Source organism: Paraburkholderia sp. GAS333, assembly GCF_050435665.1.
Lineage (GTDB): Bacteria > Pseudomonadota > Gammaproteobacteria > Burkholderiales > Burkholderiaceae > Paraburkholderia > Paraburkholderia fungorum_A.
The window spans coordinates 557,758-579,772 of the sequence record NZ_JBNDKS010000004.1 but is presented as its reverse complement, the minus strand read 5'-3'; the positions used below and the strand labels follow the sequence as shown (position 1 = coordinate 579,772).

Here is a 22,015-nt window from a genome sequence, read left to right as displayed (position 1 = left end):
TCGCAGTAGAGCAAACGGGCAGGCGTGACGGATAGAAGCTAACCGCCCTGGCGCTGGAATGGGAGCGTCAGATTCGAGAGCGGTTCAAAGCTGGCGACTGGCGTGGCCGAAAGACGACTATGAATAAGCAAGTTGCTTTTTGAACGTCTCGATCAGCGCGCGAACTTTCGCGGGCGGGTGGCTGGTAGGCGGGAAAACGGCCTGGATGCTCGCCGGTTCGGTCGACCATTGCGGCAGCATGCGCACCAGACGTCCGCTGGCGATATCGCCGGCAATCGAAAAATCGGTCAACAGGCCGAAGCCGCCGCCCGCGAGCGTGGCAGCGCGGCATGCGTCGGCGGTGTTGACCTGGAACGCGCTTTCGCAGCGCACGGTTTGCTTTTCGGCCTTATCAGCCTTATTGCCCGTATCGCCGTTCATGCAGTGGAGTTCCAGCGTCAACGGATGCGGCAGAACCGTCATCGCGTTGAACGGCAGCGCCGACAGATCAGCGGGCGCGCGCGGCATGCCCCATCGTTCGATAAACGCGGGACTCGCCACAATCCATTTGACGAACGTGCCGAGCTTCACCGCGCGGTAATTCGAATCCGCGAGACGGCCGAGGCGGATCGCGACGTCGATTCCGTCCGCAATGAGGTCCACGTAGTGGTCGATGCAGATCAGTTCAATATCGAGTTGCGGATGCTCGCGGCGCAATTCGACCAGCGCGGGCGCGACCGCCAGCGCGCCGTAATCGATTGGTGAACTGACACGCAAGGTGCCGCGCACCGGCGCAGTTTCGCCGCTGACCGCACTCAGCGCTTCTTCGGTGGCCCGCAGGATTTTCACGCTGGCGTCGTAGAACGCGCGGCCCGCTTCGGTGACGCTCAAACGTCGCGTGGTGCGGATCAGCAGGCTCGCGCCCACTTCCGCTTCCAGCCGCTGCATGTGCGTGCTGACCATCGTCTTCGCGAGCCCAAGCCGCGCCGCCGCGGCGGTCAGCGAGCCGGCGTCGACGACCGCGACGAAGATCACAAGGCGGTTCAGGTTTACGTCGCGTACGTCGGCCATGGTCGATTGTCCATCTTCGATTGATTGTGTTTCCACGATTATCAGGCTACCGCGGCGTCGCGCGAGAGCCTATTCTGCGTCAATACCTTATCAAATACCGGAGCCCGTTATGCCTGCTGCCCGCCCAGTTCAGCCAATCCGACTGTTCACGACCCTGCTTTCGGGGCATGGACATCGCGTCAAACTTTTTCTGACGATGCTCGATCTTCCATTCGAAGTGGTTGAATTGAATATGAAAGCGGGCGACAACCGCAAGCCCGAATATCTCGCGCTGAACCCGTTCGGTCAGGTGCCGACCATCCAGGACGGCGATCTCACGCTGTTCGATTCGAACGCGATTCTCGTGTATCTGGCGAAGCGTTACGGCGATTCGTCATGGCTGCCCGACGATCCGGTCGGCGCGGCTGCGGTGCAGCGGTGGTTGTCGCTCGCGGCGGGGCCGATTGCTTACGGACCCTGTACCGCACGGCTCGTGACGGTGTTCGGCGCACCGTACGACCATCAGAACGCGAAGAACGTGGCCGTCAAACTGTTCGACGTGATCGAACAGGAACTGGCCGGCAAGCCGTTCGCGGCGGGCGCTCAGGTGACGATTGCCGATATCGCCGCACATACGTACATCGCGCACGCACCGGAAGGCGGCGTGTCGCTCGAGCCGTACCCGAACATTCGCGCATGGTTGCGCCGTGTCGAGGCATTGCCGCGTTTCATCGCGATGCCGACGACCAAAGCCGGTCTGCTCGCAGCCTGAGTGACCCTCCCTGGTGATGCTGGAGTCCGCACATGTCCACTTTTATCCCGCTGAATGGTTGGGGCGTCGAAGCCTCGCCGTTTCACGCCGCCGAGTTGCTGGCGCAGCAGCGCGCGGGCGTGAGCAGTCAGGCGGATTCGAGCGGCCGTCGCGGAATCCGGCGTTATATGCCGGACCAGCATCGTCAGTTTTTCGCGGAACAACCGTTCATGGTGTTTGGCGGCGTCGATGCAAGCGGGCAGCCGTGGGCGACGTTGCGCGCGGCTGCGCCGGGGTTCGTGTCGTCGCCGGATGCGCACACGCTGCGTATCGACGGCGGTGCGTTGCCTGGCGATCCGCTCGAAGCGGCATGGCAGACCGGCACGATGATCGGCGGTCTGGGGTTGCAGCCGCAGACGCGTCGGCGTAACCGGATCAACGGCCGGGTGAGGTCTGCGGAAGGGGGCGCGCTGGTGATCGACGTGACGCAGAGTTTCGGCAATTGCGCCAAATATATTCAGAGCCGTACGCCGACTTTTGTCGAGCGTGGCGCTGCGGCCGGTTCGCTGCAATCCGAAGTGGCGACGCAACTCAGCGACGCCGACCGCGCGTTGCTCGCGAAAGCGGACACGTTCTTTATCGCCAGCGCGAATCTCGAAGAGGACGCGCAACTGGCGCGCGGCGTCGACGTTTCGCATCGGGGTGGGGCGCCGGGCTTTGTTCGCGTCGACGATGCGAATACGCTGACCACGCCCGATTACAGCGGCAATAACTTCTTCAATACGATCGGCAACCTGATTCACGATCCGCGCGCCGGGTTGTTGTTGATCGACTTCGCAACGGGCGATCTGCTGAATCTGGCGGTGCGCGCGGAAGTGATTTGGGAAGGCGAGGAACTGACAGCATTCGACGGCGCGCAGCGGCTCGTGCGTTTTCATATCGATGAAGTGCGGCGCAGTCGCGGCGTGTTGCCGTTCCGGTGGTCCGAGGTCGAGTTGGCGCCGCAATTTGCAAAAGTTGCGCGTGAGGTGGTGCAGGCACCGGCTCAACCTCAACCATCGGGCTGGCAGAATCTGAAAGTCGCGGCGGTTGTCGATGAAACGCCGTCGATTCGCTCGTTCTATTTCGAATCCATCGACGGCACGCCGTTGCCGGCATACAAGCCCGGACAATTCCTGCCGATTCGCGTGCCGGCGACGCAATCCGGCGAGCCGCTTCTGCGAACCTACACGCTGTCCGATTCGCACGATGCGCGGCGTTACCGGATCAGCGTGAAGCGCGAAGGCACCGTATCGAACTGGTTGCATGACCGGCTGGCTGCGGGCGCGCTGATCGAAGCGAAGCGGCCGGGCGGGGCGTTCTACTACGACGAAGCCAGCCCGCGACCGGCGGTGTTCATTTCAGCGGGCATCGGCATTACGCCGATGATCGCAATGCTGCATCACGCGTTGAAGCCAGCTGGGCAAGATGGCTCGCAGAGCGGCAAACGGCTGTTCTTCTTTCACGGTGCGCGTACCGATGGTGAGCGGCCATTCAGCGCTCATCTGAAGGAACTCGCGACGCGGCATCCGGCGGTTTCGTTGCATCTGTTCGATAGCGCGGGCGAGGTGCGGGCGCCAGGCGTATCGGCGGGGCGAGTCGGGATCGACGCATTGAAGCGCGTGCTGCCGTTCGACGACTACGACTTTTACCTGTGCGGCCCGGAGCGGTTCATGCGCGATCTGTACGAAGGATTGCGCGGCCTGAATGTCGCCGATGAACGGATCCGCTTCGAGGCCTTTGGTCCGGCGAGCGTGAAGCGCACGAGCACGCGTGCCGGGACAGAAATCGAGGCCGCGCCAGCCGTGACTGTGCCCGTGACCTTCGCCCGCTCGAAGCAAACGCTGCCGTGGTCGTCCGGCGACGGGAGTTTGCTGGAGTTCGCGGAAGCGCATGGCATTGACGCGCCGTCGAGTTGCCGCTCGGGAATGTGCGGAACGTGTTCGACGCGTTTGCTGTCGGGCAGTGTGCGATACGACGGCGAGGTCGAGGCGGAAATCGAAGCGGGGTCGGCGCTGGTTTGCATGGCCCGGCCCGTCGCCGGTGATGAAGCCCCTGTCGTGCTGGATCTGTGAGCGCGGGGCGCGGCTAATCAGAGCGCGACTCCGCCCCCTCTGCCCGAATCCTGAATCACGCCACGACGACGGTGAACTCCACGCCCGATTCGAAATCCAGCGTCGTGGTCGAAAAGCGCGGGTTGTCGTCGAGATACTGTTTGTATGGCCGCACGGCGTCCTCGGCGGTGTACATGTTGTCGGCGAGCACGATCGATCCCGGTCGCAGCAGATGCTCCGTGTGCCGGAACAGGTCGAGATACGTATTGGCCCATACGTCGATGAACACCATGTCGAACGTGCCGTCCAGTCCTGCAACAGTCTCGAACACGTTGCCTTCGCGCAGATCGACATAAGCGTCCACGTCAGCCAGGCAAACGTGCGCCCGAAGTTGCGCGCATTTGAGCGGATCGAGTTCGGTCGCGACGACCACGCCGCCGCCCAACGTGCGAAGCGCTTCGGCGAAATACAACGTGGATACGCCGCACGAACTGCCGAGTTCGAGAATGCGGGCAGGCTTGTGCGAGAGCACCATGTTCTGCAAGAACCGTCCCGTTTCCGCCGATACCGCCAGCGACAGCGCCGTGCCCTGCGAGGTTTCGAAGTCTTCGCTCGATAACCCGAGCGTTTCGAGGAAACGTCCGCGCAACCGGGGCGCAAGCGTGTCGTATTCGTCGGCGAGCGTCAGGAACTCTTCGCTCGATCCATGGAATTGCGCCCGTGCGCGGGCCATCACTTCGGTCTGGCTCTGCTCATGAAGCCGCCGCAGAAGCGTTGTGGCTGTTGATGTCATACGTTCTCCAGGAAGCTGACTCGATCTGGTCCGACAAGCTGGCGCGCGACAGCGGCAGTCGCGCGCGGCTCTGGTTGCAGCCGGTGCGGCGGCTCACTCCGCCGTCGGCCGCCCTGGCCGGTGACGTGACGCCCACGCCGCCTGCACGCGTTCGCGTTCTTCCGGCGTCATCGCGTTCCATTTGCGCCAGTGCCGCCGCTCGCGCCAGCCGCCGCCGCCGCGAAAGCCGCCGAACAGGATGCGGCTCAATACCAGCAGGCCCAACGCGTGCGCGAAGTCGATGGTCCGCGCGCCGACGAACAATGCCGGCACCACCCAGTTCCATAGCAGCATGACCGCCACCCCGAGCACGCCTATGCCGACCACCACCAGCAGCGCCTTGCCGATACATCGGGTTCGAAATTTCATCCGTCGACTCCTTTAGATATCCAGTTCGTCATAAATCGTCTTCAGCCGCGCGCGCAGATGCAGGACCGCGTAGCGTTTGCGCGCGAGCAGCGTATTGAGCGCGATGCCGCTTTGCGCCGCCATCTCCTTGAAGGAGCGTCCCTCCAGTTCGTGCGCGATGAACACGTCACGCTGATCGGGCGGCAATTCGTCGAGTGCGTCCTGCAAGGCTTCGAGCAGAATCGCGCGGGCATAGAGCGCTTCGGGACCGGCGTCGTGCGCAGGCAGCGCGAGATCGAGGCGATATTCGTCGCCGGCATCGTCGTCGTGCTCTGCTGCGGACAGGTCCGTCAGCGGCTCTTCCTTCTTCTTGCGAAAACGGTCGACGATGCGGTTGCGCGCCGCCCGAAAGAGCCACGCGCTCGCCTGTTCGATCGGCGCAGGAAGCCGGTAAGCCTGTACGAATTCGTGGAAAACATCTTGCAGGATGTCCTCGGCATCGTTGGGATCGCGAATCCGGCGCCGGATGAAATTGACGAGCCTCGTGCGCTCGCGGATCACCGTTGCGGTGATGTCGCTATCGCGTTGGTTCGTCGTATCCGGCGTGAGTGGCGGTTCCATGCGTCTGAAGACGTTTCAGCGGAGCGGATATTGTGGTGAGCGGAAAATAAATTTCTCGCAGCGGATGAGGCGGCCGTCTGGTCCCGGGCGACGAGTGGACGCGCCGCGTTGGCGACGCGTACCGGACTCATCGGGACGTGCAGGGGAGGGGCGTCAGGCGGGCTCCGTCGTCAATACCGCCACGTCAGATTAACACTGCCGTTCAACGGCGCGGCGTAGATCCCGGTCGAGTATTCCAGCGACGCAAAGTGCTTCTTGTTGAGCGCGTTATTCAGATTCCCCGTGATGCTGAAGTGCCGGTTGACGTCATAGCGCACCATGAAATCGAGGTCCGCATACGCGCCCTGTTTCACCGTGCCCACGCCTTCGGATTCGAAGCGCGTGGCGCTCTGCCAGCGCACGCTGCTGCCAACCGTCAGCTTGTGATCGAGATACGGAACCCGGTACGTGGTCGACAGATGCAAGGTCTTGCGCGGCACGAAGGTTTGCGTCGACAGGCCGTCGTCGCCGACCACGCGCAGAATCGTCGCGCCCGCGCTGACGTTCCAGTCGTGCGTGAGTTGCCCGGACACTTCCGCTTCCACGCCCTCGGAGGTGGCGTTGCCCGCCGTGTAGGCCTCGTTGCCGGTTTCGAGGTTCAGGCCCGCATCGGTTGCGACGTTGGTCTGACGCACATGAAAGACCGCGAGCGACGTATTCAGCCGGTTGTCGAAGAACGCGCCCTTGACGCCCGCTTCGGCGCTGCTGCCGCGCGCGGGGCCGAGCAACTGGCTGTCGATATTCAACTGGTATTGCGGATTGAAAATCTTCGTGAAGCTGGCGTATGCGGTGATCTGTCTCGTCAGATCGACCGTCAGGCCGACGTACGGCGACGAGCCGGCCGATTGCTGAGAATAGGGCGTGCCGCTCGCGTCGCCGCTGCTGCCTGCCTGCGTGTAGTTGATGCCGAGCAGCAGATTCACACGATCGCTGAGATTCCAGCGCGACGAGGCGTACACGCTGCGGCGCACGTCGAGGTAATGCGTGTAGTCGGTCGCGGCGCCGAAGGCCGGTTCCGGGAAGGTGCCCGCCAGCAGTTCGGACAGGCTCAGCGCAGTGCCGTCGGTATCGCCCTCGCCGGACGGATTGCTCAGTTCCGAGCGCGAGAAGCTTGCGCCGAATACAAGGTCGTGCGTGCGCCCAAACAGATCGACCTTGCCCGACACGTTCGAGTCCAGCACGATCTGCCGGTTCGACTCCTTCCACCACGACGTATACGACTCGATGCCGCTGCCGTCCGCATTCAGCGAGCCGTTCGGGTAGAAGATTTTCGCGTTGCTCGAGATGTCGTTGAAAGCGGCTGTCGTCTTCCATTTCCAGCGCTGGCCGAGTTGCTGGGTCAACTCCGCGAAGGCGCGCTCTTCCTGTGTGTTGAAGTACGCCCAACTCGGCGCCATGCTCGCGCCCACGCCGTAGCTGAGCTGATTGCCGTTTGCGTCGAGCAGCGGCAGGCCGCCCCACTGAGCGCCTTCGGAGCGGTTGTTTTCGTAGCTGAAGCCGAGCGTCGCGAGTGTCGTCGGCGTGAGGTTCGCTTCGACCACGCCATAGACGATGTCCTTGCTCGGCTTGTAGCGGTCGATATAGGAATTGCCGTCCTCGTGCACGGCGACGAGACGTCCGGCGACCGTGCCCGCCTTGTTCAACGGCCCCGACACGTCGACGTCGATACGCTTCGTGTCCCACGATCCGTACGAGATATCACCCGATGCCTGGAAGTCGTAAGTGGGCCGCTTACGGATGAAGTTGACCGTCGCCGAGGGGTTGCCGGTGGCCGCATTCAGTCCGTCGGCACCGCGCAGTACTTCGACCCGGTCGTATAGCGCCATGTCGATGTCGCCGTATTGCGACTGGTAGATCAGCGGCGTGCCGATGCCGTCGAACTGGAAGTTGGTGATCTGGAAGCCGCGCGACATGAAGTCGGTGCGGTCCGTTTCGTATTGATCGACGGTGACGCCGGTGACGTGTTTCAGCGCGTCGTTCACGCTATTGAGCTGGAAGTCGTCCATTTGCTGACGCGTCAGCACGGAGACGGATTGCGGCGTTTCCTTGGGCGACAGCGCGATCTTGCTGCCGGCGGTCGTCGAGTGGAAGGTGTAGGAATGGGTCTTTTCGGTCGGCGGCTGCACGTCGTCGCTGCTGGCGTTGACGGCGACCGTGGGGAGCTGGGCTTCCTGTGCGGCGGGGGTGTTTGTGCTGGTGCTGGCGTTGGTAGTGGCGTTGGCCGTATTGCCGGTGTCGCTGGACTGGGCCCACGACATCGTCGGCACGATGCCGGCGAGAGCGAGCATTACGACGATAGGACGCAGATGACTGCCCGCTTGTCGCCGCACGGATGCGGAAGCGGGCGGCCGTGCAGCCGCTGAAGGAAAGCGATGATTTGCACGATAACTCAAGCGATAACTCATGGAACGCATCAACCCGCAGACAAATAAAAGGCGAATGATAATCATTCCCATTTACTCTTACAAAGAAATTATGCGAATGCTTAATGATTCCGTCGTTTTTTTGAGACGGAGGTTGGGGCGCGGAAGGTGGGTTTGGGTTGGTTGAGTTTGGCGCGCGCCGAGGGCCGTTGGCGGAGGGACGGCATTGGCACGCAACGGTCGGAGCTTTGTTATCGCAGGCTTATTGGCAGCCGCGAAATAATTTTCGCTGGCGCTCAGTTCCAGGAGAACACCGAGTGATGTCCGGCATTCTCGTGGCACTTGGCCGGTGCCTTACTGCCCCTTACTTATTCGCGGCGTGTTGCGACCGAAACGGCATCGGCAAACTCGTCAACGCGATGCGCGCAGGGATGGATTCATCGCTGCGACAAGCACGGCGGCGTGCAGTTCGATCTGCAGACCATGTCGCATCGGCGGCTCGAACTTCTATCTCGCGGACGTTGCCGGCAATGCGCGGCCATTGCAGCACGAAGCCGCCGACGACGGCAGCATCGCGGGCCAGCACGACAACATGATTCGACTGTACGTCGAGCCGGACAGCGGCAAGCTGCTTGGCGCAGCGTTGTTTTCAGGGGCCTGGCGAGCATCTCGCGCATCTGCTCGCGTGGGCGGTTCAGCGACGGGAGACGGCGGAGGAATTACTGCGCTTGCCGTTTTACCATCCGGCCGTCGAAGAGCTGGTGCAGACGGCGCTTCACGACGCGGCGTCGAAACTGAACGTCCCTCCCAGGCTCGATCTCGATCGTCTCCGCCACGGCGGAAAGTGATCGTATTCTGTTGCAAGCTTCGGCACGAAGTACGGCACTATAGTGCCGTTCTGCTTCGGCGGCGCGTCGTCTTAGACTGCGCGATGGAAGAACCGGAGCATTCCGGCACGCCCCGTTCTGTCCACCAGAAATTGCTTCAGCGTCAAAGCAGACATCTTCACTGAACACAACAGGTCGAACGCCATGTTCATGTTGAGCGAATTCTTCAAGTCGGCCTTGTTGATCGTCACCACGCTCTTTCCGATCATCAATCCGCCTGCGGTCGCGCTGATCATCCTGAGCATGGTGCGCGGCGCCAGCGACGAAGACCTCGCCGAACTCGCGCGCCGCATCGCGATCAACGGGTTCGTGATTCTGCTCGCGTCGCTGTCGGTCGGCGCGTACGTGCTGAAGTTCTTCGGCATTTCGGAAGACGTGTTGCGCGTCGCGGGCGGCATCGTGATCGCAACCGCAGGCTGGGGCCTGCTGCAATCGCCGACCGACGACACCGCCGAGTCGACGCCCGCACCGGACCCGAAGCGCACAGCCTCGCTACGCAGCAAGGCCTTTTATCCGCTGACGCTGCCGATCACGGTCGGGCCAGGATCGATTGCGGTCGCGATTGCACTCGGCACCGGATCTCCACACGAAGGCATCCTGCCCGTGCATGTCGCGGGCGCTGCGCTTGCCCTGGTTCTGCTGTGCCTGAGCATCTTCTTCTGCGTGCGCTACGCCGGACGGATGGAGCGGCTGCTCGGAACCGTCGGCACGCAAATCGCCATGCGGCTCTTTGCCTTCGTGCTGTTCTGCATCGGTGTGCAATTACTGTGGATCGGTGTAGCCGGTCTGGTCGAAAGCCTGCATCTGCACTGAACCGCGGCGCGCGCGTACAAAGCGCCACCGTTATATGCCGATCGACTAAGCACCTGACAATTTGTTGGTTCTTTATGGCAGCACGCGCTGCTACAGTCGCCGCGCAGGTGCGCAAAACGCGCCGACGTAATGCAGAACCATCGAAATCAAAAATACGGGGCTTGGATATGAAACGCTTTACCCGCAGTGCTGCCGTCATCGGACTGCTGCTGACATTGTCCGGCGTCGCGCACGCCGACCGGCTCGACGACATCAAGAAAGCGGGCGTGCTGCGCGTCGCGACGTTCGACAGCAATCCGCCGTTCGGTTTCGTCGATCCGAAGACCAATCAGATCGTCGGCCTCGACGTCGACTACGCCCGCGCGGTTGCCGCGAAGCTGGGCGTCAAGCTCGAAATCCAGCCGACCAACCCGGCCAACCGGATTGCGTTCCTGAAGTCGAACAAGGTCGATCTGGTCTTCGCGAACTTCACGATCACCGACGAACGCAAGAAGGAAATCGATTTCAGCACGCCGTATTTCGCGTCGGGCACGCAGTTCATCGCGAAGAAGGGCGTCCTTAAATCGCCGCAGCAACTGGCCAGCCTGCGCATCGGCGCAGATAAGGGCACGACGAACGAACAGCAGGTGCGCGCGCAATTCCCGAACGCGACGATCGTCGCCTACGACGACACACCGTTCGCTTTCGCCGCGCTGCGCACGGGCAACGTGCAGGCCATCACGCAGGACGGCCCGAAGCTCGTCGCGTTGCTCGCCAACGTGCCGGACAAGGAGAAGTACGAGATCCCGCCGTTCACGATTTCGAACGACTACGAAGGCGTCGGCGTACCGAAGAACGAAGCGCGTCTGTTGAATGTCGTCAACGAGACGCTGGAAGGTCTTGAAGCCAACGGCAACGCCGGGAGGATTTACGACCAGTGGTTCGGTCCGACCAGCAAGGCACCGCTGCCGCGTCTGTTCAAGATCGGCGATCCGCAAAAGAGCTGAACTTTTCACACGTCTGCCAGCCGGCCTGCCGTTTTCATGACGGCGGGCCGGTTTGTTTTGTTTGCGCCTTTGCAATAGCTTCTGTTTTTCTGGATGGGTGGTCATGATGAACGCGTGGCTCGAACCTCGCTACGTCACGTGGATATGGCACGGCTTCGCGATGACGCTGGTGCTGTCGGCCTCGGTGATCGTATGCGCGACGCTGCTCGGTTTCGGGCTGGCGCTCGCGCGCACCGGACCTTATGCGTCGCTGCGCCGTGCGGCAGCCGGTTACGTGATGGTGTTCCGCAATTCGCCGCTGCTGGTGCAACTGCTGTTCTGGTATTTCGGCGCGGCAACCCTGCTGCCCGACAGTGTGATGACCTGGCTCAATACGCCGCACACGATCGCGCTCGGCCCGCTTACGCTCGCCTGGCCGAGCTTCGAATTCGTCGCCGGATGGCTCGGCCTCACGTGCTACACGACGACTTTTATCTGTGAAGAATTTCGCGCGGGGATGCAGGGTGTGCGCGCCGGACAGCATCATGCGGCTGCCGCGCTGGGTCTCACGCGATTCGCGGCGTTCCGCTATGTGATCCTGCCGCAGGCGGTGCGGATCGCGACGCCGCCGCTGGCTGGGCAATATATGAATGTGATCAAGAACTCGTCGCTGACGATGGCAATCGGTCTCGCCGAATTGTCGTATGCGTCGCGCCAGGTCGAGACGGAAACGTTGAAGACGTTCCAGTCGTTCGGCATGGCGACCGTGCTTTACGTCGTGTCGATTGCAGCGATCGAAGTTGCGTTGCTACTGTGGCAGCGACGCGGCGCTTCGGGCGCGCGCGGCTTGCGGCTTTCGCGTGGAGGCCGTTCATGAGCGCACTCGACTGGTTGCCTGTCGCGCGTTATCTGCTGCTCGGCGCGTTCCCCGCGGGGCCGCTCGGCGGCGTCGCGCTGACGCTGGTGCTGACCGTGCTGTCCGCCGTATTGTCCGCGTTGCTCGGACTCGCAGGCGGCGTCGCACTGGTGATGACGCGCGGCGTCGTGCATATGCTGCTGCTCGCCTTCGTCGGCTTTTTTCGCGCGATTCCGGTGCTGATGCTGATCTTCTGGACCTTCTTCCTGATGCCGGTGCTACTGCATATCGATGTGCCGGGACTCGCGACGGTCGTGTGCGCGCTCGCGCTGATCGGCGGCGCGTATCTGTCGCATTCGGTGCAGGCGGGCATCGTCGCGGTCGGCGACGGCCAGTGGCAGGCCGCGATGTCGCTCGGCATGACGCGCGCGCAGGCGTTGCGGCACGTGCTGCTGCCGCAGGCTATCAGGATGATGGCACCGTCGTTTATCAATCAGTGGGTGTCGTTGATCAAGGATACGTCGCTGGCGTATATCGTCGGCGTGCAGGAATTCACGTTTCTGGCGAACCAGGTCAATAGCCGGCTGATGGTGTATCCGGCGCAGATTTTCCTGTTCGTCGGTCTGGTGTATCTGGTGCTGTGCACCGCGTTTCAATGGGGTGCGACGAAGCTGCTGGCGGCAACCTCGGGCGGCCTCGGTGCGTCGCGTTAGTGTTGCCGCTGCGTGTGCCGCTCAATGGCGTTGCCGCAGATAAGTAAATGAAAAATGAATGGTTCTATGCGGCCATTCGACGCTTTAACCTCGGTTAACTCTGCCGAGGTAGCATGAACGACATCTCCAACACCGGTGTATTGCAGGCGCGGCCGCCGCGCCGCGCGCATGTGATTGAAAGCGATGCTGAAGCGCTGGCCGTCGCCGAAAAACTTGCGCTCGAATTTGCAGTGGGCGCGTCGGAACGCGACCGGCTGCGCCGTCTTCCGCATGACGAGATCGAGCGTTTCAGCGAGAGCGGTCTGGGCGGCATTACCGTGCCGGGCGAGTATGGCGGCGCGGATGTTTCGTTCGTCACGCTCGCGCGCGTGTTCGCGATTCTGTGCGAAGCGGACCCGTCGCTCGGGCAAATCCCGCAGAATCATTTTGGCTTTCTGAATGTGATCCGCACGTTTGGGTCGCCGTCGCAGAAAGAGCGCTATTTTGCGGGCGTACTCGCGGGCAAGCGGCTGGGCAATGCCGGGCCCGAGCGCAATTCGCGCAATACCACCGACGTGCAAACCCGCCTCGCTACAATCAACGGCGAACTGCGCGTGAACGGCCGCAAATACTATTCGACCGGCGCGCTGTTCGCGCACTGGGTGCCGGCCAAACTGCTCGACGACGAAGGGCGGCTCGTCACTGCGATCATCGAACGCGACAGTGCGGGGCTGACCGTGATCGACGACTGGTCGGGGTTCGGGCAGCGCACGACGGCGAGCGGTTCGGTCGTGTTCAACAACGTGCTGGTCGATCCCGATGCCGTGTTGCCGCTATGGCAGAACGCCGACGAGCCGTCGCTCATCGGACCGGTTTCGCAGATCATCCAGGCCGCGATCGACGCGGGCATCGCACGCGCGGCCGTGAAGGAAACCGTGCGCTTCGTGCAGACGCAGGCGCGGCCCTGGCTCGACGCCGGTGTTGAACGCGCGACCGACGATCCGTATGTGATTCGCGACGCGGGTCTGCTCCACGTCGAACTGCATGCCGCAGAAGCCGTGCTCGAGCGCGCGGCGCGCGCGCTCGACCGGATTCGCGCGCAACGCGTCACTGCGCAGACGCAGGCGGAAGCGTCGATTGTGGTCGCCAAAGCGAAGGCGCTGACCACCGAGGCCGCGCTGAACTCCGCCGAAAAACTCTTCGAACTTTCAGGCGCACGCGCAGTGCTGGCCGAACACAATCTCGATCGACACTGGCGCAACGCGCGCGTGCATACGCTGCATGACCCGGTGCGCTGGAAATACTTCGCAATCGGCAACTATGTGCTCAATGGCGTGCTGCCGCAGCGGCACGCGTGGATCTGATACGGACTCGGCAAGCACCATGACCCCAGCAATCGACACCTCTGCCGTTCAGGCCGCCACGCTGATCCGCTCCGACGACGAAGCACTCGATGTCGCCCACGCGCTCGCCGAATCGTTTGCACGCGAAGCTGCTCAGCGCGATGCGCAGCGACGTGCGCCGTATGAAGAACTGGCGCGTTTTTCCGCGTCGGGTTTGTGGGGCATCACTGTGCCGCGCGAATACGGCGGCGCGGGCGTGTCGAGCGCGACCTTGTCGCAAGTCGTCGCGCTGATTTCCGCAGCCGATGGCTCGCTCGGACAGATCCCGCAGAATCACTTCTACACGCTTGAAGTGATCCGCGTGCAGGGCAGCGCTGCGCAGAAAGACCGGCTTTTTCAGCGGGCATTGCGAGGCGACCGCTTCGGCAACGCGCTAGCCGAACGCAAATCGCGCACTGCTTCGGAGCGTACGACGCAACTCGTGCCGGATGGCGACGACGCATTCCGCGTGACGGGCGAAAAGTTCTACGCGACCGGCGCGTTGTACGCGCAGTGGATTCCCACCGCCGTCGTCGGGCCGGATAAGAAGACCTGGCTCGCGTTTATCGCGCGTGATGCGCAGGGTGTTGAGGTAATCGACGACTGGTCGGGCTTCGGTCAGCGGAACACCGCGAGCGGCACCGTCAAATTCGACAACGTGCGCGTCGCCGCCGCCGATGTGCTGCGAGCCGACGCAGACGGCGAACGCACCACCATCAAGGCCTACGCGCAGGTGATTCACGCGGCGATCGATCTGGGACTGGCGCGCGGCGCTCACGATGCCGCGCGTGCGTTCATCAGCACGCAATCGCGTCCGTGGATCGAAGCCAATGTCGAGCGTGCCGCCGACGATCCGTTGACGATCAGCGAATTCGGCCGCCTCGCGGTGCGGCTGGAAGCAGCCGATGCGCTAGTCGAACGTGCGTCGATTCTGATCGATGCGGCCCGCGACGATCCGCAACCGGACACGCTCGGCCGCGCGATCATCGCCGTCGCCGAAGCGCGCACGCTGACCACGGAAATCTCGCTTGCCGCATCGAGCAAACTGTTCGAACTGGCGGGCACGCGCGCGACGACCAGCGAACTCAACCTCGACCGCTACTGGCGCAACGCGCGCGTGCATACGCTGCACGATCCGGTGCGCTGGAAAATCGCCGCGGTCGGCGACTACTACCTGAACGACCGCTTGCCCGCGCAGAGCGGCACGACCTGAACCCGCAGCATTTCTCCGGCAGCCATCTTCATGACCAAGCAGATCCTGCTCAACGCGTTCAACATGAATTGCGTGGGCCATATCAACCACGGCTTGTGGACCCATCCGCGCGACCGCTCGGTGGATTATAAAAAGCTGTCGTACTGGACCGACCTCGCGAAGCTGCTCGAACGCGGCCTGTTCGACGGCCTGTTTCTTGCGGATATCGTCGGCGTGTACGACGTTTATCAGCAATCGGTGGAGTTGCCGCTGAAGGAGTCGATCCAGTTGCCGGTCAACGATCCGTTGCTGACCGTCTCGGCCATGGCGGCGGCAACGAAGCATCTCGGCTTCGGCGTGACCGTCAATCTGACTTACGACTTGCCGTACCTGCTCGCGCGCCGTTTCTCCACGCTCGATCATCTGACCGATGGCCGCATCGGCTGGAATATCGTGACCGGTTACCTCGAAAGCGCGGCACGTGCGATGGGCCTCGGCGAGCAGATCGCGCACGACGAACGCTACGATCGCGCGGACGAATTCCTCGAAGTCGCCTACAAGCTGTGGGAAGGCAGTTGGGAGGACGACGCGGTGCGCGCCGACCGCGCCGCACGCATCTACGCCGACCCCACGAAAGTGCGGCCAATCGAACATCACGGACGCTACTACGATGTCGACGGCTATCACCTGTCCGAGCCTTCGCCGCAACGCACGCCGGTGCTGTTTCAGGCAGGTTCGTCGGGACGCGGCCAGCAGTTTGCCGCGCGTCACGCGGAGTGCGTGTTCGTCTCGCAGCAGAAGCCCGCCGCGCTGCGGCAACTGGTGGCGGACGTGCGCACAGCCGTACGCAACGAGGGGCGCGATCCGGCCGATATCAAGTTCTTCATGGGCCTCTCCGTGGTCGTCGCGCCGACCGAAGCGCAGGCGCGCGAGAAGTACGCGGAATATGTGCGCTATGCGAGTCCCGAAGCCGGACTCGCGCATTACGCGAGTTCGAGCGGGATCGATTTTTCGCGCTATGCGCCGGACGAGCCGATCCGTTACGCGAAAAACAACGCAATCGAATCGGTGATGAAGAACCTGACCGGCGCGGGCCGCGAACGCACGGTCGCGCAGATTCTCAACGAGGAACTGCAACTGGGCGGACGCTACCCGGCGATTGTCGGAACACCGGAGCAGGTGGCCGATGAATTGATCGGCTGGATCGAGCAGACCGATATCGACGGCTTCAACCTGGCGCGCACCGTGACGCCGGAATGCTATAGCGATTTCATCGATCTGGTGATTCCGGTGTTGCAGGAGCGCGGCGCGTACAAGACTTCGTATGCCGAAGGCACGTTGCGCGAGAAGCTGTTCGGTGCGGGCCGCGCGAAGCTGCCAGACGAACATGCGGGCGCACAGGTGGGTCGAGGGATCGATGTCTGACGAAAAAGCGGTGACAGGTGGTCGTTTTATGAAGTTTTTAAGAAGCCGATCATTAGATCAGGATTCCCGATTTGCATAGTTGAATTCATCGTTTTGCCGGTAGCGGTGACATGACTACCATCCAACGTTCCAGCTATTCACGCGAGAAACGAGATCATGTCCACCGTTGCTTTCCCTTCGACTGCGGTCGACCCCCACGCATCAACGGATAGTGCGGCGCGTCCCGCCGTGATCCGCAGCGCACAGGATGTCTCGCGCATCGTCAACGCAGGCGCAGCGCAAGGCAGTAACGCGCGCATCGTGATTGCCATCGCGCTGGGCGGCGTTTTTCTCGATGCGTACGATCTCACGTCGCTCGCCTACGGTATCAAGGACATCGCGCGGCAGTTCTCGCTGTCGCCGGTTCAGGTCGGTTTCGTTTCTTCGGCGATCACGTTCGGCGCGATTCTCGGCGCGCTGTTCGGCGGCTATCTGACCGACCGTATCGGCCGGTATCGCGTGTTCATGGCTGACATGCTGTTCTTCGTGGTCGCGGCGATTGCCGCCGGTCTCGCGCCGAACGCGTGGGTGCTCGGTGGCGCGCGCTTTCTGATGGGTTTCGGCGTCGGGCTCGATCTGCCGGTGGCGATGGCCTTTCTCGCGGAGTTCTCGCGCGTGGCGGGCAAGGGCAACAAGGCGGCCAGCGTCGCCGCGTGGTGCCCGGCGTGGTATGCGGCCACCAGTACCTGCTATCTGCTGATCCTCGGGCTGTATGCGATCTTGCCGGAGCATCAGCTAGGTTGGCTGTGGCGCTTGACGCTCGCTTTCGGCGCGGTGCCGGCCATCGTGATTATTCTGGTGCGCAGCCGCTATATCAGCGAGTCGCCGGTATGGGCCGCGAATCAGGGCGATCTCGACGGAGCCGCGCGCATTCTGAAGCGCACGTATGGCGTGGATGCGGTAGTGGAACGCAGCGATGAGCCGATCGTCAAACCGCGCGCTGCGTCCTGGCGCAACTACGGCGTGCTGTTCAACGACACCTACCGCCGACGTACGATTCTCGCCGCCGTGATCGGCAGCGCTTCGTCGTTCGGCTATAACGCGATCATTTTCGGCTTGCCGGTGATCATCGCGAGCTTCTTCCACCAAGGCCCGCTCACGACGATCATCGCGGCGCTTGCGTTGAATCTGGTGTTTGCGTTCGTCGGCGGATTGATCGGCGTGTGGACCGCGCCAACGGTCGGCGCATGGAAGATGACCGTGCTCGGCCACTCGCTGCAATTCGCGTCGCTGATTGGTCTTGCCCTAATCGGAAAACCGGGCAGCGGGGCGCTCGTCGTCGTCGCGATTCTGTTGCTCGGCGGTTATCTGTTCGGTCAGGGCTTCGGACCCGGTTCGCATTCGATGACCTATGCGTCGCTGAGCTATCCCACGTCGATTCGCGGCATTGGCGTAGGCTTCAATCAGACGCTGGTGCGTTCGGCGTCCACGATTTCGCTGTTTCTATTTCCGGTGCTTGCCGCGTGGCTCGGCACGAAGGTGTTCTGGGTGATCGCGATTGCGCCGCTGACTTCGCTGCTGGTGCTGCTCGCGATCCGCTGGGAGCCTTCGGGATACGACATCGACGCAGAGGATTATGCACAGCCGGCATCGACGTAACGCTCAGGAAAAAAACTTAAAAAATGGCGTCCATTCGCGAAGATTGCCCTCGGTGCACTGACGGGTCGAACCATGACGAAGCCGCGCACGAACCGGTATTGACCGCACGCGCGTTGACCAAACATTTCGGCGCGACGCTCGCGTTGTCGAAGTTCGATCTGTCGATCGGGCGCGGCGAAGTCGTCGCGCTGATGGGCGCCAACGGCGCTGGCAAGTCGACCTTCGTCAAGCTATTGAGCGGCGTCTATGCGGCCGATGGCGGTACCCTGACGCTCGCCGGCAAACCCTATCGGCCCGCGTCGCCGCAGACTGCGCGGCAACTCGGCATAGCGACCGTGCATCAGTCGATAGCGGATGCCGTGGTGCCTACGTTGTCGATCGCGGACAACCTGCTGCTCGACCGTCTGTGCGATCCCGCATCGCCGTGGCGGGTGCCGCCTGGCGAGCGGCGCGACGCGGCCGCGCCGCTGGCAGCGAGAGTCGGGCTCGATGTGGATCTGTCCGCGCCGCTCGGTTCGCTGTCGCTCGCGAGTCAGCAACTGGTGACGCTGGCGCGTGCGCTGGCATCGCAGCCGCGTCTGCTGATACTCGACGAACCGACCGCGAGCCTTTCCGCCGCCGAAGCCGGACGGCTGTTCGCGCGGCTGGAGCCGTTGCGCGACGAGGGCGTGGCGATTCTGCTGGTGTCGCATCGGCTAGGCGATTTGCGGCGCATGGCCGATCGCGTCGCGATCATGCGCGACGGCCATCTGGTTGCCGACCTGCAACCGCCGATCGATTTCGACGCCGCGATAGAAACGATGATCGGCAGGCCCATGCCGCAAAGCCGCACCGTGGATGCCACGCGCGCGGCATCGCTCGAAGCGTGTTTCAGCGCGCGCGATTTGCAGTTGACGCCCACCAGCGTGCCGTTCGATCTCGACGTGCAGCGCGGCGAAATCGTGGCGATTGCGGGCCCGGTCGGCGGCGGCAAGTCGCGTCTTGCGCGTGCGATCTTCGGCGCGGCGCGCGCGAACGGGGGCGAGATGACGCTCGACGGCAAGCGCTGGCGTCCGCGTTCTCCCGCCGATGCCATTCGCGCCGGTGTGTTTCTCGCGGGCGAAGATCGCTGGCGCTCGTCGCTATTTCCCGACAGCGTGCCGTTCGCGTCGATTGCGGGCACGCTGAGCTTTCCGTTTCTGTCGCGCTGGTTCAAACGCGGCACAGTGCGCGGCGCAAGAGAGCGCGAAGCCGCCAGCGACGCGATCAAAACCTTCGGCATCCGCTGCACGGGACCGGACGACCGTCTCACCCGGTTGTCGGGCGGCAACCAGCAGAAAGTCGTGCTCGCGCGCTGGCATGTCGAACCCGCGCGGCTGTTGCTGCTCGACGAACCGTTTCAGGGTGTCGACGCCGGAGCGCGCGCCGATATCGTCGATACGTTGCGACGGCATGCGCACGAACGCGCGACGCTGGTGTTCGTCAGCGATCTCGAAGAAGCGCTCGAAATCGCCGATCGCGTCGTGTGGTTCGATCGCGCGACGCTCGATCGCTCGTCTACCTCCAACCCGAGTTCAGTGGTCCATTCATGAAACCCGTCACGCCTTCCATTGCCCGCGACGCGGGTGCCGTGCAACGCGCGCGGCCCACGTTGCGCACTCTGCGCGATCAGCTCGAACGCACCGGCATCCTGCTCGTGCTGGCGATACTGATTGCGGTGTTCGCCACCAAAGAGCCCGCGTTCCTGAATCTCGACAACCTGTTCAGCATTTTGCAGGCGGTATCGATCGTGGCCTTGCTCGGTATCGGCGTGACGATCACGCTGGCGGCGGGCGGCTTCGATCTGTCGGTGGGCAGCGTGGCTGCGTCGGCGCAGATGGCGGCAAGCTACGTGTTGATCGTATGGCACGGCAGCGCGCTCGCGGCGGTGGCGGCCTGTGTGGTGCTCGGTGTCGTCGCCGGATTGTTCAATGGCTTGCTGATTACGCGGTTGCGTGTGCCCGATCAACTGGCCACGCTCGGCACGCTGTTTCTGCTCGCCGGTCTGCAACTGATCCCGACCGGCGGACGCTCGCTCGCAACCGGCACGGTGTTGCCCGACGGCACCGAAGCGAGCGGCGTATTCACCGACGCGTTTCTCGCGTTGGGGCGCTTCCGGCTATTCGATGTCGTGCCGTTGCCGGTGCTGATTCTCGCGGTGCTGACCATCGTCGCCATCATCGTGATGGAGACGACCCGTTGGGGCCGCGTGATCTACGCGATCGGCGGCAACGAGACCGCCGCGCGTCTCGCCGGTGCGCCGACCGCGCGCTATCGGGTAGCGGCTTATGTGGCGTCGGGCGCGATTGCATCGCTGGGCGGCGTGCTGATCGCCGCTCGCGTGGGCCGCGGCGACGTCAGCGCGGGACATTCGCTGCTTCTCGATGCGGTGGCCGCCGCGCTGATGGGCTACGCGGTGTGGGGTGCAAAGCGGCCCAATGTGTTCGGCACGGTGGTGGGCGCGGTGTTCGTCGGCGTATTGCTGAACGGGCTGACGATGCTGAATGCACCGTATTACATGCAGGATTTCATTAAAGGCGTGTTGCTGGTGCTTGCGTTGGCGTTTACTTTCAGCGTGGGCCGACGGGTGGATTCGCGCGCCTGATCAGCCCGTTGCAAGCCGCCTTTGGAGCCAGTTCGCGCAGGGAATTTTCACAGCGTAATCCGTTTGCCATCCGAAGGAATATCGATTGCCGAATCGTTCAGTTTGCGCGCGCGATTCCCGCTGATAGATTGAGCGAACAGTCATTCAAGCGGAGACACTCATGGCGGAAGTTGACGAAACGGTTTCATCGAATATAGCCGGTACGGATCGGCCTGCGGTACGTGTAATCGCCGACGACGCGCAAGCCATCGCGGTAGCGCACGAACTGGCGGCCCGCGTTGCGCAGGACGCCGCCACGCGCGACGTGCAACGCCGGTTGCCGCGCGAGGAAATCGAATGGTTCTCGCAATCGGGGTTGTGGGCGATCACAGTGCCGAAGGAATACGGCGGAGCGGGCGTGTCTTTCGTCACGCTGACCGAGGTCGTGAAGATCGTTTCAGCAGCGGATTCGTCGCTCGGACAACTGCCGCAAAACCATTTCGGCCTGGTCGACGTGATCGCGCTGACTGGTTCGCCAGAGCAGAAAAAGTACTTCTTCTCACAAGTGCTGGCAGGCAGGCGCTTCGGTAATGGCTTTTCGGAAAAGGGCACAAAAAACGTGCTCGATCTGAAAACAACCGTCACGCGCGACGGTGACGATTACGTCGTGAACGGCACCAAATTCTATGCAACCGGCGCATTGTTCGCCGACTTCGTGCCCGTGCTCGGACTCGACAGCGAACGCAAGGGCTGGCTCGCCTACATCCCGCAAGGCACTCAGGGGCTGACCGTGATCGACGACTGGTCGGGCTTCGGTCAACGCACCACGGCGAGCGGAACCGTTGTGCTGGAGAGCGTGCGCGTGCCCGCTTCGCACGTGCTGCCCGCGCATCGCGTGTCCGATTTTCCGACGCTGAACGGCCCGATTTCGCAGATCATCCAGGCGGCCATCGACGCGGGTATCGCGAAGGCCGCGATCGACGACACGCTTGCCTTCGTGCGTTCGCGCTCGCGGCCGTGGATCGACAGCGGCGTCGAACGGGCCAGCGACGATCCGCTGACGGTGCGCGAGATCGGCCATTTGCACATCCAGTTGCATGCAGCAGAGGCGCTGCTCGAACGGGCCGCGCGCGTGATCGACGACATCGCGGCGAAAGCGGAGCCGACCGAGGACGACATCGCGCGTGCGTCGGTGGCAGTGGGCGAAGCCAAAGTGTTGACTACCGAAGTCGCGCTGCTCGCGGGCGAAAAGCTGTTCGAACTTTCCGGCACGCAATCGACGCTCAGCGAACACAACCTGGACCGCCACTGGCGCAACGCGCGCGTGCACACGCTGCATGATCCGGTGCGCTGGAAGTATCACCTCGTGGGCAATTACTACCTGAACGGCGTCAAACCCGTGCGGCACCCGTGGAATTGACGCGACAGACGACGACAAGCGCGCTGGCAAAAATCGCCGTCGCGATGACCACCCGAAATACCTGACC

18 protein-coding genes are annotated in these 22,015 nt (G+C 62.9%); 13 read left to right on the top strand and 5 right to left on the bottom strand.

Translation table 11 applies throughout. The annotated features are described in order from the left end of the window. Nucleotides 1-117: 117 nt before the first annotated feature. On the bottom strand, nucleotides 118-1,050 hold the full coding sequence (locus ABH945_RS24535; protein WP_429252227.1) for a LysR family transcriptional regulator: 933 nt from the start codon (nucleotides 1,048-1,050) through the stop codon (nucleotides 118-120). Between the two features lie 109 nt (nucleotides 1,051-1,159). Here ABH945_RS24535 and ABH945_RS24530 point away from each other — a divergent pair, with 109 nt between their 5' ends. Together ABH945_RS24530 and ABH945_RS24525 are read left to right on the top strand one after the other, a co-directional pair. Continuing rightward, a complete protein-coding gene (locus ABH945_RS24530; RefSeq protein ID WP_074768438.1) occupies nucleotides 1,160-1,801 on the top strand; it encodes a glutathione S-transferase family protein in 642 nt (213 codons plus the stop codon). 32 nt (nucleotides 1,802-1,833) lie between these two features. Continuing rightward, nucleotides 1,834-3,894 carry a pyridoxamine 5'-phosphate oxidase family protein gene (locus tag ABH945_RS24525; RefSeq protein ID WP_429252226.1) on the top strand — a complete coding sequence of 687 codons (2,061 nt, stop codon included), beginning with the start codon at nucleotides 1,834-1,836 and terminating at the stop codon, nucleotides 3,892-3,894. Between the two features lie 55 nt (nucleotides 3,895-3,949). Here the strand turns inward: ABH945_RS24525 and ABH945_RS24520 are convergent, their stop codons facing one another. The 4 genes from ABH945_RS24520 to ABH945_RS24505 form a co-directional block, all read right to left on the bottom strand. Further along, on the bottom strand, nucleotides 3,950-4,666 hold the full coding sequence (locus tag ABH945_RS24520) for an O-methyltransferase (RefSeq protein ID WP_074768443.1): 717 nt from the start codon (nucleotides 4,664-4,666) through the stop codon (nucleotides 3,950-3,952). 93 nt (nucleotides 4,667-4,759) lie between these two features. Continuing rightward, nucleotides 4,760-5,074, bottom strand: a complete 315-nt coding sequence (locus tag ABH945_RS24515) for a hypothetical protein (protein ID WP_074768446.1) — start codon at nucleotides 5,072-5,074, stop codon at nucleotides 4,760-4,762. Between the two features lie 12 nt (nucleotides 5,075-5,086). After that, nucleotides 5,087-5,674: an RNA polymerase sigma factor gene (locus ABH945_RS24510; protein ID WP_074768448.1), complete on the bottom strand. Its 588-nt coding sequence runs from the start codon at nucleotides 5,672-5,674 to the stop codon at nucleotides 5,087-5,089. A 170-nt stretch (nucleotides 5,675-5,844) separates the two neighbouring features. Continuing rightward, nucleotides 5,845-8,106, bottom strand: coding sequence for a TonB-dependent siderophore receptor (locus ABH945_RS24505; protein WP_429252225.1), 2,262 nt, complete (start codon nucleotides 8,104-8,106; stop codon nucleotides 5,845-5,847). A gap of 1,007 nt (nucleotides 8,107-9,113) precedes the next feature. Here ABH945_RS24505 and ABH945_RS24500 point away from each other — a divergent pair. The 11 genes from ABH945_RS24500 to ABH945_RS24450 all read left to right on the top strand — a co-directional run bounded on the left by ABH945_RS24500 (nucleotide 9,114) and on the right by ABH945_RS24450 (nucleotide 21,948). Next, nucleotides 9,114-9,776 carry a MarC family protein gene (locus tag ABH945_RS24500; RefSeq protein ID WP_429252224.1) on the top strand — a complete coding sequence of 221 codons (663 nt, stop codon included), beginning with the start codon at nucleotides 9,114-9,116 and terminating at the stop codon, nucleotides 9,774-9,776. A 167-nt stretch (nucleotides 9,777-9,943) separates the two neighbouring features. Next, nucleotides 9,944-10,762, top strand: a complete 819-nt coding sequence (locus tag ABH945_RS24495; RefSeq protein WP_429252223.1) for an ABC transporter substrate-binding protein — start codon at nucleotides 9,944-9,946, stop codon at nucleotides 10,760-10,762. A 106-nt stretch (nucleotides 10,763-10,868) separates the two neighbouring features. Continuing rightward, entirely contained in the window at nucleotides 10,869-11,618 is a 750-nt protein-coding gene (locus ABH945_RS24490; RefSeq protein ID WP_429252300.1) for an amino acid ABC transporter permease, read from the top strand. After that, nucleotides 11,615-12,310 (top strand): amino acid ABC transporter permease, encoded by a 696-nt coding sequence (locus ABH945_RS24485; protein ID WP_429252222.1) that lies wholly within the window; start codon nucleotides 11,615-11,617, stop codon nucleotides 12,308-12,310. Before ABH945_RS24490 ends, ABH945_RS24485 begins: the two co-directional genes overlap by 4 nt. A 113-nt stretch (nucleotides 12,311-12,423) precedes the next feature. Further along, entirely contained in the window at nucleotides 12,424-13,653 is a 1,230-nt protein-coding gene (locus ABH945_RS24480; protein ID WP_429252221.1) for an SfnB family sulfur acquisition oxidoreductase, read from the top strand. Between the two features lie 19 nt (nucleotides 13,654-13,672). Then, complete coding sequence (locus ABH945_RS24475) at nucleotides 13,673-14,884, top strand: SfnB family sulfur acquisition oxidoreductase (RefSeq protein WP_429252220.1); 1,212 nt, start codon at nucleotides 13,673-13,675, stop codon at nucleotides 14,882-14,884. A 30-nt stretch (nucleotides 14,885-14,914) separates the two neighbouring features. Beyond that, nucleotides 14,915-16,288 (top strand): LLM class flavin-dependent oxidoreductase, encoded by a 1,374-nt coding sequence (locus tag ABH945_RS24470; RefSeq protein WP_429252219.1) that lies wholly within the window; start codon nucleotides 14,915-14,917, stop codon nucleotides 16,286-16,288. Between the two features lie 156 nt (nucleotides 16,289-16,444). Further along, a complete protein-coding gene (locus tag ABH945_RS24465; RefSeq protein ID WP_429252218.1) occupies nucleotides 16,445-17,926 on the top strand; it encodes an MFS transporter in 1,482 nt (493 codons plus the stop codon). A 23-nt stretch (nucleotides 17,927-17,949) separates the two neighbouring features. Continuing rightward, the gene (locus ABH945_RS24460; protein WP_429252217.1) at nucleotides 17,950-19,497 is read left to right on the top strand and encodes a sugar ABC transporter ATP-binding protein; all 1,548 of its coding nucleotides are present in this window, start codon (nucleotides 17,950-17,952) and stop codon (nucleotides 19,495-19,497) included. Then, nucleotides 19,494-20,549, top strand: a complete 1,056-nt coding sequence (locus ABH945_RS24455) for an ABC transporter permease (protein ID WP_074768466.1) — start codon at nucleotides 19,494-19,496, stop codon at nucleotides 20,547-20,549. Before ABH945_RS24460 ends, ABH945_RS24455 begins: the two co-directional genes overlap by 4 nt. Nucleotides 20,550-20,709: 160 nt before the next feature. Next, a complete protein-coding gene (locus tag ABH945_RS24450) occupies nucleotides 20,710-21,948 on the top strand; it encodes an SfnB family sulfur acquisition oxidoreductase (protein ID WP_429252216.1) in 1,239 nt (412 codons plus the stop codon). Nucleotides 21,949-22,015 lie beyond the last annotated feature (67 nt).

Coding starts and splice junctions, on each gene's coding strand:
- ABH945_RS24535 (WP_429252227.1), bottom strand. CDS start 1,050: ATGGCCGACGTACGCGACGTAAACCTGAACCGCCTTGTGATCTTCGTC.
- ABH945_RS24530 (WP_074768438.1), top strand. CDS start 1,160: ATGCCTGCTGCCCGCCCAGTTCAGCCAATCCGACTGTTCACGACCCTG.
- ABH945_RS24525 (WP_429252226.1), top strand. CDS start 1,834: ATGTCCACTTTTATCCCGCTGAATGGTTGGGGCGTCGAAGCCTCGCCG.
- ABH945_RS24520 (WP_074768443.1), bottom strand. CDS start 4,666: ATGACATCAACAGCCACAACGCTTCTGCGGCGGCTTCATGAGCAGAGC.
- ABH945_RS24515 (WP_074768446.1), bottom strand. CDS start 5,074: ATGAAATTTCGAACCCGATGTATCGGCAAGGCGCTGCTGGTGGTGGTC.
- ABH945_RS24510 (WP_074768448.1), bottom strand. CDS start 5,674: ATGGAACCGCCACTCACGCCGGATACGACGAACCAACGCGATAGCGAC.
- ABH945_RS24500 (WP_429252224.1), top strand. CDS start 9,114: ATGTTGAGCGAATTCTTCAAGTCGGCCTTGTTGATCGTCACCACGCTC.
- ABH945_RS24495 (WP_429252223.1), top strand. CDS start 9,944: ATGAAACGCTTTACCCGCAGTGCTGCCGTCATCGGACTGCTGCTGACA.
- ABH945_RS24490 (WP_429252300.1), top strand. CDS start 10,869: ATGAACGCGTGGCTCGAACCTCGCTACGTCACGTGGATATGGCACGGC.
- ABH945_RS24485 (WP_429252222.1), top strand. CDS start 11,615: ATGAGCGCACTCGACTGGTTGCCTGTCGCGCGTTATCTGCTGCTCGGC.
- ABH945_RS24480 (WP_429252221.1), top strand. CDS start 12,424: ATGAACGACATCTCCAACACCGGTGTATTGCAGGCGCGGCCGCCGCGC.
- ABH945_RS24475 (WP_429252220.1), top strand. CDS start 13,673: ATGACCCCAGCAATCGACACCTCTGCCGTTCAGGCCGCCACGCTGATC.
- ABH945_RS24470 (WP_429252219.1), top strand. CDS start 14,915: ATGACCAAGCAGATCCTGCTCAACGCGTTCAACATGAATTGCGTGGGC.
- ABH945_RS24465 (WP_429252218.1), top strand. CDS start 16,445: ATGTCCACCGTTGCTTTCCCTTCGACTGCGGTCGACCCCCACGCATCA.
- ABH945_RS24460 (WP_429252217.1), top strand. CDS start 17,950: ATGGCGTCCATTCGCGAAGATTGCCCTCGGTGCACTGACGGGTCGAAC.
- ABH945_RS24455 (WP_074768466.1), top strand. CDS start 19,494: ATGAAACCCGTCACGCCTTCCATTGCCCGCGACGCGGGTGCCGTGCAA.
- ABH945_RS24450 (WP_429252216.1), top strand. CDS start 20,710: ATGGCGGAAGTTGACGAAACGGTTTCATCGAATATAGCCGGTACGGAT.